Below are 13,552 nucleotides of genomic sequence, written 5' to 3' on the forward strand. Positions count from 1 at the left end.
CCGACAGGTCGAGCAGGCGCAGGCCGTCGGCCTTGCCGAGCATCAATCGCCAGGCGCCCGTCAGCGAAGCTTGGGTTTCGTCCGCCGAAAGCATGCTGTTCAGCCCTGTCCGAACCAGTCTTCTATGAAGCGCTGGTAGATTTGCGTCAGCGTTTCCAAATCGGCAATGGCGACGCGCTCGTCGACCATATGCATTGTCTTGCCGACCAGCCCGAACTCGACCACCGGACAATAGTCCTTGATGAAACGCGCGTCGGACGTTCCACCGGAGGTGGACAGCGTCGGCTCCTTGCCGACCGCCGACTTGATCGAGCCGCGCAGCGTTTCGATAAGCCTGTCGTCGCGGGTCAGGAAGACATGGCTCGGCCGGTCGCGCCAGACGAGCTCGTAGTCGACCGGCGTCTTCTTGCCCTGCCGGTACTTCCTGCGCCTGGCCGCCTGGTCGAGCCGGTTGTGGATCTCGGCCTGCAGGGTCTCGTCCGTCCAGGTGTCGTTGAAGCGGATGTTGAAGGTCGCGGTCGCTTTGGCCGCAATGACATTGGTGGCAGGGTTGCCGACATCGATGGAGGTGATCTCCAGATTGGTCGGCTGGAAATCCCTGGTCCCCTTGTCGAAAACCGGATGCAGCAAGGCGTCGACCAGGCTCATCAGCCCGCGCACCGGATTGTCGGCAAGCAGGGGATAGGCGACATGGCCCTGGCGGCCATTGACGGTGACCGCGCCGGACATCGAGCCGCGGCGGCCGATCTTGATCATGTCGCCGAGAGCGTCCGGATTGGTCGGCTCGCCGACGACAGAGGCATCCCATTTCTCGCCCCGCGAAGCCGCCCATTCGAGCAGCTTCACCGTGCCGTTGATGGCCGGGCCTTCCTCGTCGCCGGTGATCAGCAGCGAAACCGACCCTTTCGGACCGCCATTGGCCTCGACATGGCGTGCCACGGCGGCGATGAAACAGGCAATGCCGCCTTTCATGTCGACGGCGCCGCGGCCATACATCTCGCCATTGGCGATCTCGGCGGCGAAAGGCGGATGCGTCCAGGCGGCTTCGTCGCCGACAGGCACCACGTCGGTGTGTCCGGCGAACATCAGATGCGGGCCATTGCCGGAGCGCCTTGCATAGAGGTTTTCGATATCGGGCGTGCCGTCTTCGGAAAACACCGGCCGATCGACCAGGAAGCCGAGCGGTTTGAGCATCGTCTCCAGCGCGGTCAGCGCACCGCCCTCAGCGGGCGTCACCGAAGCGCAACGGATAAGGGCGGCGAGGTTTTCGGCGGGATCGGTCGGCAGCGTCATGGCAAAAGCGATAGTCGAAAGTGCAGGGCCTGTCACGGCCAGACATAGGGGCCAGCCTCATGGCTGGCGATGCCGCCAATATTATGGTTTTCATGTCGTATAGTTGCGACCCGGCGCGGGCGACAGGATGGCAGACAAGGACAAACGGATCGTCATTGCCGGTGCCGGCAGCATCGGCTGCTATGCCGGCGGCTGCCTGGCGCTGGCCGGTCGAGAGGTCATTCTGCTGGCTCGGCCGCGCCTCGAGGCAGCGTTGCGGCAGGATGGATTGCGGGTCAGCGACCTCCAGGGCCGCGATCGCTCGATCAAGCCCGAGGCGCTTGTCGTCACCGTCGATCCCGCCGTCGCCTTGCCGCAGGCGGACGTGGTCCTGGTCACGGTCAAGAGCGGCGCCACCCAGGACATGGCAGATCTTATCAAAGCCCATGCCCGGCCCGACGCCGTGGTGATCAGCCTGCAGAACGGTGTCGACAATGCCGACAAGCTGCGCGCTGAACTTGCCGGACGTACGGTGCTGGCCGGCATGGTGCCGTTCAATGTGGTGCAGTCGCCGGACGGCGAACTGCCGCTGCGCGTTCACCGCGCCAGCGACGGCACGGTAATGGTCCAGGATGGCGCCGCCGGCCTGGTCGGCCTGCTTGGCGTCGAAGGGTTTGCGGTCGAAGCCCATGGCGACATGAAAGCCGTGCTGTGGGGCAAGCTGCTGATGAATTTGAACAACGCGCTGGTGGCGCTTTCCGGCCTGCCGCTGGCGACCGAACTGGCCGATCGGCGCTGGCGGCTGATCCTGGCCAGCCAGATCGACGAGGCCCTGAGAGCGATGAGAGCGTCCGGCATCGAGCCGGCGCGGATCGCCGGCCTGCGGCCGGCGTTGCTGCCCAAGGTGCTCAGGCTGCCGGACTGGCTGTTCAAGCTGCTGGCGCGGCGCTTGCTGGCGATCGACCTGCAGGCGCGCTCGTCGATGTGGGACGATCTTCAGCGCGGCCGGCCGACAGAGATCGACGACCTGCAAGGCGCCATCTTGCAGCTGGCGGGGAAGGCCGGCACGCCCGTGCCGACGGTTCAGCGAGTCACCGCTTTGGTGCGCGCGGCGGAAGCGGAGCGGCTTGGCTCGCCGGGCCTGGCGCCGGAGCAGGTTGTTGCACCGGCCGGCCGTCGATCAACGTGATCTTCTGCCAGATTTTCCGCGACAGGTTGGATGCCAGGTTCTCGATGTCGTTGACGCCGTCGATGACCACGTCGTCATTGACCGACTGTGCGAACAATGCGGCGATCTTGCCCGTGATCGACAGCATTTCGGAGCAATAGTCGAGGTAACGCGCCAGGTCGGCGGCATTGGTGATGCGGGCCGGCGAGTGCGCCGTCGGCTTGAAATCGGCCGAAAGGGCTGCCGGATCCTTGGTCAGCTGGTGCATGTCGATGACATGGATCAGCGAACGCAGGCCGTGCAGCTGGCGAAACACCCTTTTGCGCTTGATGCGCTCCTCGGTGCGGATCAGAGCAAGCAAGCCCAACACAGCGAGTATGACGGTATTGATCGAAGCCTCTATGCCTTGCACCGACTGCAGGGCATCGTGGGTTCCCGAAATGCGGTCGATCGGCAAGATGGTACCGACGAACAGGAACACCAGCACACCCGTGACGAAGGCGGCGACGATGAGCCCGCGCAGCCACCAGATCGGTGCTTCGAGCACCTTGGCCGCCTTGGCCAGATCGCGCGACAGCGAGACCAGTTCGGCGGCGACGCCACGCAATCCCGCTTCGGGGAAACGGTCGGCGATCCGCTCTTCCAGCCGCTCGGCGGTTTCGACGATCAGTTTCGGATCAAGCGTGCGGTAGCGCATGTCCGATCGGCCCTCAGGATTGTTCCGGCTCGTTGGTGCGCCGGCCATAGCGGTTGGGTCCAGGCTGCCCTGGAAACAGGCACAACACAAGGAAGGCGACGATCGACACCACCGGCACGAACAGGATCAGCGCGGCAATGCCCGGCTTGTCCAAATCGTGCAGCCGCTTCACCGCCAGGGCGATGTTCGACCACAGCGAGGCGATGAAGGCGACGAAGAAGATGAACGACCACATGTTGCTCTCGGCCGAACCTTCCGGCACCAGCGTGAAGCGGTAGAGCGGGAAGGCCTGGATGATGGCGACGAGCAACCCGCCAAGAAAATAGGCCGCGCGACTGACGCGGCCCGAGGTTTTGAAGAAAAGCCAGGTGAGATCTGATCTGTCAGGCAAGCGGGTCCGGTCCATATTGATTGGCGCCTCTGGCGCCTTCGAGAATGCCGCATTCCACCAGAAACCAGATCGGGCCGATGAGCGGCACCAGCATGATCAGGCTCCACCAGCCCGACTTGCCGCGATCATGCCAGCGCTTGGCGTAGACTGCGAGCGCGAAATAGATCGAGGCCAGAGCGATGAGAATGCCGATGATGCCGATCTGGGCGCCACTGGCGGTGGTGAGACGTGTACCGAGGATCGCATCGAGAATGAAGGCAACGATGCCAATGACGATGAAAACGCCAATCGCGGCCCAGAACTTGCCACGGTTGATGCGACCATCAAAACTTGTGAGCAGATACTTCCAGTCCATGTCACCCCTCCATCTTGAACCAGCGCGACCGATTGTCGCGCCGGCGGAGGGTGCGCTCGCTTTGCGCAAAGATCAATCGCGCAGCAATTCGTTGATCGAGGTTTTGGAGCGGGTCTTGGCGTCGACACGCTTGACGATGACGGCGCAGTAAAGGTTGGGACCCGGCTCGCCGTTCGGAAAGGGCTTGCCCGGCATCGTTCCGGCGACGACGACGGAATTGGGCGGCACTTCGCCATAGAAGATCTCGCCGGTGGCGCGGTCGACGATCTTGGTCGACTGGCCGATGAAGACGCCCATGCCGAGCACCGAGCCTTCGCGCACGATGCAGCCCTCGACCACCTCCGAACGCGCGCCGATAAAACAATTGTCCTCGATGATGGTCGGGCCGGCCTGCATCGGCTCCAGCACGCCGCCGATGCCGACGCCGCCGGACAGATGCACGTTCTTACCGATCTGGGCGCAGGAGCCGACCGAGGCCCAGGTGTCGACCATGGTGCCGCTGTCGACATACGCGCCGACATTGACGAAGGACGGCATCAGCACGGCGCCCGGTGCGACATAGGCCGAACGGCGCACGACCGACGACGGCACGGCTCGGAAGCCCGCCTTTTCGAAATCGACGGCACTCCAGCCGTCGAACTTCGACGGCACCTTGTCCCACCACACCGCCTCGCCGGGCCCCCCCTTGATGATCTCCATCGGGTTGAGCCGGAACGACAACAGCACGGCCTTCTTCAGCCACTGGTTGACATGCCACTTGCCGTCGGCCTGCCGCTCGGCGACGCGAACGGCGCCGCGGTCGAGCAGATCGAGCGCCGACTGGATGGCGTCGCGCGTTTCGCCGCGCGTTGCCGTCGAAATCGCGTCGCGTTCCTCGAAGGCCTTCTCGATGGTCTTTTCGAGGCTCGCCAGATCGGGCTTCGACATGAATTCGCTCCATTACCAAGCTGTTAAGGGGCAACGCCTTAACCTGTTTTGAAAGTCGCGCGGACCCCTTGGCAGGCTTTGCCTGCCTGGATCTTCGCATGTAGCAGGTTCTTGTCACAAAACCGCGGGACACTTTTGCGGAACCTGCTTATGTGAAGCCTTGGTGAGGGTCAATCGCGGCTGCGTCATGGGGCGGCGCAAGTGAAGAATTTGGACGGGTAGAGCATATGACACCTATGGAAAAGGCGGGCTGGACGCCACTGCCGCATTCGGACGAGGATCTGGAGCGGTCGAAGAGTGTGCCGGATACGTCGCAGACGCGTGCCGAAACCTACCGGCTCGCCTGGAACGATCCCGACTTCATGACGCGGCGCGAGTTGCGCGCGGTCCGGCTGCAGCTTGAACTCCTGAAACCGGAAATGATCCTGGCCGAACGCGGCATCCGTTCGACGGTGATCCTGTTCGGCGGCGCGCGCCTGCCGGAACCCGGCGGCGAGGCCTGGGCGGCCAAGAACGAGACGCAGAAGAAGAACCTCGAGGAAAACAGCAAATACTATGAGGAGGCGCGGAAATTCGCCCGCCTCTGCTCGCAGCAGTCGGCTACCTCCTATTACCGCGAATATGTCGTGGTGACCGGTGGCGGGCCCGGCGTGATGGAAGCGGGAAACCGCGGCGCCGACGATGTCGGCGCGCCGTCGATCGGCCTCAACATCGTCCTGCCGCACGAGCAGGCGCCGAACATCTATGTGACGCCGGAGCTCTGCTTCAACTTCCATTATTTTGCTATCCGCAAGATGCATTTCGTCATGCGCGCCAAGGCGGTCGCCGTGTTTCCGGGCGGCTTCGGCACGATGGATGAATTCTTCGAGACGCTGACCCTGATCCAGACAGGGCGCATGGAGCGCGTGCCGGTGATCCTGTTCGGCAAATCCTTCTGGAAGCGGGCGATCAATCTCGATTTTCTCGCCGAGCAGGGCACGATCAGCCCCGGCGATCAGGACATCATCGACTTCGTCGACACCGCCGACGAAGCCTGGGGGATCATCAGCCGGTTCTACAAGTTAGGGGAGTAGGGGAGTGGGGAATTGAAGAGCTGACGAATTGAAGAATTGGGGAACTGGGGAACTGGGGGAATTGATCCGTAGAGACCGTCCTTCATTCTTCAATTCTTCAATTCTTCAATTCTTCAATTCCCCTCTTCCTTCCCCCTCCACAATCGCCGTCAGAAAACCCGCCAGATCGTCGGTGACGAAATCGACATCATCCTCATTGGCTGGGTCGCGCTCCCAGATCTCGGAAAAGGTCGGCTCGAAATTGCGCGGCACGATAAGCACCGTGGTCATGCCGAGCGACTTCGGCACCGACAGGTTGCGGGCAAGGTCTTCGAACATCACCGCATTGTGGCCGGTGACGGCGTGGAGTTCGGCGAACTTCTCGTAGGTCTGGCGCGCCGGCTTGGGATTGAGCCCGGCGGCGACGATGTCGAAGATGTCGTCGAAATGGTCGAGGATGCCGAGTTGGCGCGCGGTGCGCTCGGCGTGCCTGCGGTCGCCATTGGTGAAGATGAACTTGCGGCCCGGAAGCTGGCGGATGGCGGTGCCGAGAACGGGGTCTGGCACCAGCCATGAATAGTCGATGTCGTGGACCTTCTCGAGGAAATCATCGGGGTCGATGCCATGACGTGTCATCAGGCCGTTCAGCGTCGTGCCATATTCGCGGTAGAGTTCCTTCTGCAACTTGCGCGCATCGTCGCGCGGCAATGCCAGCAGCTCGCCGACATAGGCGGTCATCTTGACGTCGATCTGCGAGAACAGATTCGAATGATGCGGATAGAGCGTGTTGTCGAGATCGAAAACCCAGTCGGTGACATGGGCGAAGCGGGCGGGGTCAGGGAGCGTGGTCATGGGCTCCTTATGGCATGAAACGCGCATTCCGGAAGCGACTTTATCCACAACTTCTGCTCGTTGAGGTTGCGTAAATCGCCTCACTATTCAAATTTTAGGCATCTGGGAAAGGTGGCCTTTAGGGCTTGCTGGCAGAGAGGCAGTCTTGTGGGAGCAAGCGATGAACAGCATAATTCTGAGATCCGCCGCCGTTGCTTTCGCCTCAGTCGCGGCCTCTCTCCTGCTAACCCTGATCATCGTTCCAGCCATGGGATTTCCGGTCAACCGCACGATCTGGCTGACCTCCACCCTCTGTCCGCTGGTGCTGGCGTGGGCTGCCAGCGCAAGCACTTTCTGGCAAAGCGACAGGCTGAAAAACGCGCATCGCGATCTCGCCCGAGCCCATGCCCAGCTCGCCGCCGCGCATCGCCGCCTGGCGGAAAAGGCGAGCCGCGACGACATGACCGGCATGCTCAACCGGGAAAGCTTCTTTGCCGCGCTCGACGGTTCGCGCCGCAAGTCCGATCGCGGCGCGCTGCTGATCATCGATGCCGATCACTTCAAGACCATCAACGACAATTTTGGCCATCTGACAGGTGATGACGCGCTGCTTTTGATCGCCAGCGCGATCCAGCGCGGCGTGCGCAGCGGCGATGTGCTCGGCCGCATCGGCGGCGAGGAGTTCGGCGCCTTCCTGATCGGCGCCACCGAGCAGGAGGCCAAGCGCGTCGCCGAGCGAATTCGCCGCGAAGTGGAGCTGATCCGCTTCCGGCCCGTCGACGAGCGGACCATTCCGCTCACGGTCAGCATCGGCGGTACTGTCTGCAGCGAGGAAGCCAGTGTGTCGGAGCTGATGCGCGCCGCCGACCGGCGCCTCTACCAGGCGAAGCACCAGGGCCGTAACCTGACGATCATCGACACCGGCATTTCCGAGGCGGCGTGATCCGATCTGCCGCAACCGGCCTGTTAAGAAAATTCTAACCCTGTTTGCACTCGGTTGTACCGCTTAGCCGGGTTTTCACTGCTTTGCGGCCAGACTTGGCACGATACTGGCTTCCACGGTGATGCATGTGTCGTTCCGGGAATTGCCGTTCTGGGAACGCCATGCAGTGCCGAAGCCCAGCCGAGAGACCAGCCATGAGTTTCATCATCAAGAAAATGTCACGCCGCGCGCTCGTGCAGGCGTTGATCGCATTGCCTGCCCTGTCTTTGTTCCGCAAGTTGCCTGATGCCGATGCAGCCGATCCAGAGCCCGACCCGAACGAGATCGTCGAGGTCAATGGCTGGATTCTGAGGCGGGGCGACCTGGCATGATCTTCGACAGCTACGAGGCGTATCGCGCCGCGAACTTCACCCCAAAAGTGTGCATCCTAGGCTCCGGTCCGACCGGCACGACCATTGCCCGCAAGCTTGGCGCGGCCGGCATTCCGGTGGTGGTGATGGAGGCCGGTCCGCGCGAATTCAGCGACGAGTCGCAGGACTTTTACCGTGGCAGCACGGTCGGCGATTTCTATTTCGATCTCGACATAACCCGGCTGCGGTTGATGGGCGGCAGTTCCAACCACTGGGCCGGCTGGTGCCGCGTGCTCGACAAGCAGGATTTCGAGCCGAAGGCCTGGGTACCCGATACGGGCTGGCCGATCCGCCGCACCGACATCGAACCCTATCTGCCGGAAGTGCGCGACATTCTCGACCTTCCGGCCCTCCGGCCCGATATGCCGATCTCGGACGACATTCGCTGGGTGCAGCTGATCAAGAGCCCGGCCGTGCGCTTCGCCGAGAAGTTCGGCGATGAACTCGACAAGGCCAAGAACATCGCGGTGGTGCTCAACACTTGTGCCACCGAGCTTACCGGCGACGGCAAACGCGTGACGGGCGCCAGACTGTGGTCGAACGGGCAGGATGCCGGCTCCTTCAGTGCCGACTATTTCATCGTCTGCACCGGCGGGCTGGAGAATTCGCGGCTGCTTCTGTGGTCGAACCAGCGTTCGAACGGCGGCGTCGTGCCGAATGCGACGGCGCTTGGCCGCTACTGGATGGAGCATCCGACCTTCGAGGGCGGCAACGCGATCCTGGCCGACTACAACGCGTTCGAGGTCGACGCCGTCAATGAGGCCTTCTTCTCGCCGACCCTTGCCGCCATGGAGCGGCTGCAGATCATGAATTTCGGCATCCGGCTGATCGAGACGCCGTATCCCGGCGTCAAGAGCCTTATCGCCGACCTCGCCTGCACGGCACCCGACATGGCCGAGTGGATGTCCTCCAAGCTCAGTCAGAGACTGCGCTGCGCCGCCCAGCTCTACGTCGCCTGGGAACAGGCGCCGCTGGCCTCCAACCAGATCGAGTTGTCGAAGACCGATGTCGACCATGCCGGCGTGCCACGCATCGAATTGCACTGGAAGAAATCGGAAATGGAGCGCCGCACTCTGCTCGAAGGGCTCAGACTGTTCGGCAAGACGCTGATCGAGAAGAATCTCGGCCGCGTGCGTATTGCCGACTGGATCAGCAATGGTCAGGATTATCCGACCAATGACGAGACGGCGGGCCATCATCACATGGGCGGCACGCGCATGGGCACCGACGTCAGCAAGAGCGTGGTCGACGCCAACTGCAAGGTGCACGGCATGGACAATCTCTATGTCGGCGGCTCCTCGGTGTTCTGCACGTCGGGCCAATGCAACCCGACGACGACGATCACCGCGCTGGCCTGCCGGCTGGGCGAGCATCTGAGCAAGGTGGTCACCGCCTGACGGCTGCAGGGCAACTGCTGCCTAGAGCGTCGCCGGATCGAGGGCCGGCTGGTCCTTGCGGCGGGCGACGATCGCCGCGAAATCGGCGGTCTGGAAGGCATCGCGCAAGGCGTCGAAGGACGGCAGCACGAAATAGGCGCGCTGGAACTTGTCGATCTCGTAGCCGGTGCGCATCACCGTTTCCAGGTCGAAGGGCACGTGGTGGGCGTCATTGCCTTCGACCGCGAACTGCAGCTCGGTAAACGACGACATCAGGCCGGCGCCAAAGGCCTTTAGCGGCTGGCCGGCCTCCTGCATCAGGCCGTATTCGGCCGTGTACCAATAAAGCCGGGAAATCATCTCGTCGCCGCCCAGCGCGATGATGTCGCCGGCCTTCTCGCCATACATCTGCATGAAATCGGCGAACACCGGTTGCGACAGCGCCGGCACGTGGCCGAAGAAGTCATGGAACATGTCGGGCTCGACAATGTAGTCGAGCTCCTGCCTCGTCCGCAGCCAGTTGGTGACCGGGAAGCGGCGATCGGCGAGATGATCGAAAAACGGGGCCGCGGGAATGAGCCCCGGCACCGCGACGATCTCCCAGCCGGTCAATTTGCGCAGCTTGGCGCTGACCTCGTCGAAATCGGGAATACGGTCGAGCAGGCCAAGTTTTTCGACGCCGTCGAGATAGGAATGGTGGGCGAGCTTGCGCGTCAATTTGGTCTGGCGGTCGCACAGCGTGCGCCACACCGCCTGCTCTTCTTCGCTGTAATCATAACCCTGCGACACGGTGAAATCGGCACGGCAGACCGAGTAGTCGCCGCGCAATCCTTGCGCCGCGCAGTCGCGGGCATATTCGGCAACGCTCATCGTCGTCATGGTTTTTCTCCTCGCAAATCATCAATGGCTGACGTGCCGAAAAGGCTACCCGGATTTGCCGAGGCAAATCGGTTTTGATGATGGCTCGAACGGAATATTCGAGATAACATCCACTCACAAAACCCTCTAGTGGAGTGAAAATGCCTCAGTTCGACGATTTCGAGATCAAGATGCTCGATATCCTGCAGCGCGACGGGCGCAAGCCGGTTTCCGAGCTGGCGCAAGAGATCGGCCTGTCGACGACGCCGTGCGCGCGGCGCTTCGAGGCGCTGCAGGAGGCCGGCATCATCAAGGGATTTGCCGCGGTGATCAGCCGCCGCGCGGTCGGCCTGATGGTCGAGGTGTTCATCCAGGTGCGCCTGGTCAGCCACAGCGACGGCTCGCCCGAAAGCTTCATCGCCGCCGTGCAGCGCATGGACGAGGTGTCCTCGTGCTGGACGATGACCGGCGACCACGACTTTCTGCTGCATGTCATGGTGCCGTCGGTCGACGAGCTCAACGCCTTCGTCATGCACCGGCTGATGCGGCTCGACGGCGTGCGCGACGTCCACACGCAGTTGGTGCTGCAGAACATCAAGGGGCCGGGCCATGTGCCGCTCGGGCATCTCAGGCGATGACAATGCCTCTCTTCGCACTCCTTGGGGAAAAGCTGCACGCAAACTGCTGAAACGGGCCAAGCGCGTGTCCACATCGCCGGCCAGCTTGCGCGGACCAACCGCCCAGAGGTCCGCCATGAAAATCGTCCTGATCAATCCGCCGCACACCGCCATCGGCAGCCGCGTGCCCGACGATCATTTGCCGCCGCTCGGCCTGCTGGCGATCGGCGGGCCGCTGATCGATGCCGGCCATCAGGTGCGCCTCGTCGACGCCGAGTTTGGGCCTATGCCGCTGGATGACGTCGTACGCAACGCACTGGAGGACCACCCCGACTTCGTCCTGATCGGCCATTCCGGCTCGACCTCGGGGCACCCGACCGCCTTGCTGATTGCTGAGCAGATCAAGCAGCGGGAGCCGGTGACCATCATCATCTATGGCGGCGTTTTCCCTACCTATCATTGGCGCGACATCCTGGCCGCTACCGATGCTTTCGATTTCATCGTGCGCGGCGAGGGCGAGGCGACCGTCGTGGCGCTGGTCGAGGCGCTGGAAATGCACCAGCCGCCGGCGAGCGTGGCCGGCATCGCCTGTCGCGACGATCTCAGCCGCCCCTTCGCCACACAGGCCGCCATGACCATTGCCGACCTCGACGCCTACCGCGTCGGTTGGGAGCTGATTGAGCACTCGCGGTACAGTTACTGGGGCGGCAAGCGGGCCGTGGTCATGCAGTTTTCGCGCGGCTGTCCGCATCTGTGCAATTATTGCGGCCAGCGCGGCTTCTGGACCCGCTGGCGGCATCGCGATCCGGTGAAATTCGCCAGGGAGATCGCCTGGCTGCACCGCGAGCACGGCGTCGAGCTGATCAATCTCGCCGACGAGAATCCGACGGTCTCGAAGAAGGCCTGGCGTGCCTTCCTCGACGCCCTTGTCGCCGAGAACGTGCCGGTGCTGATCGTCGGTTCGACCCGCGCCGACGACATAGTGCGCGGTGCCGACACCCTGCATCTCTACCGCAAGGCCGGCGTCATCCGCTGGCTGCTCGGCATGGAAAACACCGACGAGCAGACGCTTCAATTGATCCGCAAGGGCGGCAGCATCTCATCCGACCGCGAGGCGATAAGGCTGCTGCGCCTCAACGGCATCCTGTCGATGGCGACCTGGGTCGCCGGCTTCGAGGACGAAGGGTTCCGCGATCTGTGGCGCGGCTTTCGCCAACTCATCGCCTACGACCCCGACCAGATCCAGGCGCTCTATGTGACGCCGCATCGCTGGACGCCGTTCTTCCGCATCGCGCGGGATCGCAAGGTGATCCAGCAGGATGCGCGCCTGTGGGACTACAAGCACCAGGTGCTGCAAATGACGCGGCTGAAACCCTGGATGCTGTTCTTCAGCGTCAAACTGATCGAGCTGGCGGTGCAATCACGGCCGAAGGCGCTGGCCCGCCTCCTGTTCCACAAGGATCCCGAGCAGCGCCATTCGATGCGCTGGTACACGCAGATGGGCCGCCGGGTCTGGTTCCGCGAGGTCTGGGGCTTTCTGGTCCGCGACATCAGGGTGAAAGACGGCCCGACGCTGGCCGAATTCTGGGGCGCGCCGCAGGACGCCGAGGAGGAATCGATGTCCGTTCGACGCCCCGCCAGAAAGCCCGCCATTCCCATCATCGGCAATATTGAAGATCCCGAGGCGAAAAAGTTAGCCGGCTGACGAGCCCATCAAGGCACGATCAGCGTGCCGGCACCGTGCTCGGTGAACAGTTCCAACAGCACCGCATGCGGCGTCTTGCCGTTGAGGATGACGACGCCTTCGACACCGCGTTCGATCGCTTCGATGCAGGTCTCCACCTTGGGGATCATGCCGCCCGAGACCGTGCCGTCCTTGATCAGCGCCTTGGCCTCGGCCACGGTCAGTTCGTCGATCAGCTTCTTGTTCTTGTCGAGCACACCCGGCACGTCGGTGAGGAACAGCAGGCGCGTCGCCTGGCAGGCGCCGGCAATGGCGCCGGCGAAGGTGTCGGCATTGATGTTGTAGGTGTGGCCGTCGCGGCCTGGCGCCACCGGCGCCAGCACCGGGATCATCTCGGAGCGTGCCAGAAGGTCGAGCAAGGTGCGGTCGACCTCGACCGGCTCGCCGACGAAGCCGAGATCGAGCACGCGCTCGATGTTGGAGTCCGGGTCGATCATGGTCTTGCGAGCCTTTTCGGCGAAAACCATGTTGCCGTCCTTGCCGCAGAGACCGATCGCCCATTCGCCCTCGGCGTTGATCAGCGCGACGATCTCCTTGTTGATCGAACCGGCCAGCACCATTTCGACGATCTCGACCGTCTTCTGGTCGGTGACGCGCAGGCCGCCCTCGAACTTCGATTCGATGCCCATCTTGGCCAGCATGGCGCCGATCTGCGGGCCGCCGCCATGGACGACGATCGGGTTGACGCCGGACTGCTTGAGCAGCGCGATGTCGCGCGCGAAGGCCTTGCCGAGCTCGATGTCGCCCATGGCATGGCCGCCATATTTCACCACGACCGTCTTGTGCTCGTAGCGCTGCATGTAGGGCAGCGCCCGCGACAACAGGGCTGCCTGCATTTCGGCGGTGGCGGTTATTTCCGTCATCGGCTTGGTTCCCGGCTTTTTATTTTAAGCACGTCGTTGTCCCAAAAC

Annotated in this window: 15 protein-coding genes and 1 pseudogene; 7 read left to right on the forward strand and 9 right to left on the reverse strand. The window is 63.0% G+C overall.

Annotation, left to right across the window (positions count from 1 at the left end):
- Both EN750_RS40390 and dapE read right to left on the reverse strand, forming a co-directional pair.
- Positions 1-94: pseudogene (locus EN750_RS40390) on the reverse strand (transporter); the annotation flags it as partial.
- 5 nt (positions 95-99) lie between these two features.
- Positions 100-1,293 carry a succinyl-diaminopimelate desuccinylase gene (dapE, locus tag EN750_RS03060; RefSeq protein WP_127273255.1) on the reverse strand — a complete coding sequence of 398 codons (1,194 nt, stop codon included), beginning with the start codon at positions 1,291-1,293 and terminating at the stop codon, positions 100-102.
- A gap of 127 nt (positions 1,294-1,420) precedes the next feature.
- Between dapE and EN750_RS03065 the strand changes: the two genes are divergently transcribed.
- Positions 1,421-2,461, forward strand: a complete 1,041-nt coding sequence (locus EN750_RS03065; protein ID WP_127395609.1) for a 2-dehydropantoate 2-reductase — start codon at positions 1,421-1,423, stop codon at positions 2,459-2,461.
- Here the strand turns inward: EN750_RS03065 and EN750_RS03070 are convergent.
- The 4 genes from EN750_RS03070 to dapD all read right to left on the reverse strand — a co-directional run bounded on the left by EN750_RS03070 (position 2,364) and on the right by dapD (position 4,810).
- Positions 2,364-3,137, reverse strand: coding sequence for a hypothetical protein (locus EN750_RS03070; protein ID WP_127318320.1), 774 nt, complete (start codon positions 3,135-3,137; stop codon positions 2,364-2,366). The two genes, EN750_RS03065 and EN750_RS03070, sit on opposite strands and share 98 nt — an antisense overlap.
- 13 nt (positions 3,138-3,150) lie before the next feature.
- A complete protein-coding gene (locus tag EN750_RS03075; protein ID WP_023810766.1) occupies positions 3,151-3,528 on the reverse strand; it encodes a DUF805 domain-containing protein in 378 nt (125 codons plus the stop codon).
- Positions 3,521-3,883, reverse strand: coding sequence for a DUF805 domain-containing protein (locus EN750_RS03080; protein ID WP_127318322.1), 363 nt, complete (start codon positions 3,881-3,883; stop codon positions 3,521-3,523). Before EN750_RS03080 ends, EN750_RS03075 begins: the two co-directional genes overlap by 8 nt.
- Before the next feature lie 72 nt (positions 3,884-3,955).
- Complete coding sequence (gene dapD / locus EN750_RS03085; RefSeq protein ID WP_127269742.1) at positions 3,956-4,810, reverse strand: 2,3,4,5-tetrahydropyridine-2,6-dicarboxylate N-succinyltransferase; 855 nt, start codon at positions 4,808-4,810, stop codon at positions 3,956-3,958.
- A gap of 227 nt (positions 4,811-5,037) precedes the next feature.
- Between dapD and EN750_RS03090 the strand changes: the two genes are divergently transcribed.
- Entirely contained in the window at positions 5,038-5,883 is an 846-nt protein-coding gene (locus EN750_RS03090) for an LOG family protein (RefSeq protein WP_127395610.1), read from the forward strand.
- A 105-nt stretch (positions 5,884-5,988) separates the two neighbouring features.
- On the opposite strand, the gene EN750_RS03095 is transcribed toward EN750_RS03090, so the two are convergent.
- Positions 5,989-6,714, reverse strand: coding sequence for a pyrimidine 5'-nucleotidase (locus tag EN750_RS03095; protein ID WP_127395611.1), 726 nt, complete (start codon positions 6,712-6,714; stop codon positions 5,989-5,991).
- 160 nt (positions 6,715-6,874) lie between these two features.
- Here EN750_RS03095 and EN750_RS03100 point away from each other — a divergent pair, with 160 nt between their 5' ends.
- From EN750_RS03100 to EN750_RS03110, 3 genes are all read left to right on the forward strand, one after another.
- Entirely contained in the window at positions 6,875-7,636 is a 762-nt protein-coding gene (locus EN750_RS03100; RefSeq protein WP_127296470.1) for a GGDEF domain-containing protein, read from the forward strand.
- A 194-nt stretch (positions 7,637-7,830) separates the two neighbouring features.
- Positions 7,831-8,007: a hypothetical protein gene (locus EN750_RS03105; RefSeq protein WP_127395612.1), complete on the forward strand. Its 177-nt coding sequence runs from the start codon at positions 7,831-7,833 to the stop codon at positions 8,005-8,007.
- Positions 8,004-9,443 carry a GMC family oxidoreductase gene (locus EN750_RS03110; protein WP_127395613.1) on the forward strand — a complete coding sequence of 480 codons (1,440 nt, stop codon included), beginning with the start codon at positions 8,004-8,006 and terminating at the stop codon, positions 9,441-9,443. The genes EN750_RS03105 and EN750_RS03110 overlap by 4 nt, the downstream gene beginning before the upstream one ends.
- 21 nt (positions 9,444-9,464) lie before the next feature.
- Here EN750_RS03110 and phhA read toward each other — a convergent pair whose 3' ends face one another.
- Positions 9,465-10,301: a phenylalanine 4-monooxygenase gene (gene phhA / locus EN750_RS03115; RefSeq protein WP_127328133.1), complete on the reverse strand. Its 837-nt coding sequence runs from the start codon at positions 10,299-10,301 to the stop codon at positions 9,465-9,467.
- Between the two features lie 140 nt (positions 10,302-10,441).
- On the opposite strand from phhA, the gene EN750_RS03120 reads away from it, so the two are divergent.
- Both EN750_RS03120 and bchE read left to right on the forward strand, forming a co-directional pair.
- Positions 10,442-10,918: an Lrp/AsnC family transcriptional regulator gene (locus tag EN750_RS03120; RefSeq protein WP_127328131.1), complete on the forward strand. Its 477-nt coding sequence runs from the start codon at positions 10,442-10,444 to the stop codon at positions 10,916-10,918.
- Positions 10,919-11,033: 115 nt separating this feature from the next.
- Positions 11,034-12,602, forward strand: coding sequence for a magnesium-protoporphyrin IX monomethyl ester anaerobic oxidative cyclase (bchE, locus tag EN750_RS03125; RefSeq protein ID WP_127395614.1), 1,569 nt, complete (start codon positions 11,034-11,036; stop codon positions 12,600-12,602).
- Positions 12,603-12,610: 8 nt separating this feature from the next.
- Here bchE and argB read toward each other — a convergent pair whose 3' ends face one another.
- Positions 12,611-13,504 carry an acetylglutamate kinase gene (gene argB, locus EN750_RS03130; RefSeq protein ID WP_013528489.1) on the reverse strand — a complete coding sequence of 298 codons (894 nt, stop codon included), beginning with the start codon at positions 13,502-13,504 and terminating at the stop codon, positions 12,611-12,613.
- Positions 13,505-13,552: the final 48 nt, after the last annotated feature.

Source organism: Mesorhizobium sp. M7A.F.Ca.ET.027.03.2.1 (assembly GCF_003999175.1).
Taxonomy (GTDB): Bacteria; Pseudomonadota; Alphaproteobacteria; order Rhizobiales; family Rhizobiaceae; genus Mesorhizobium.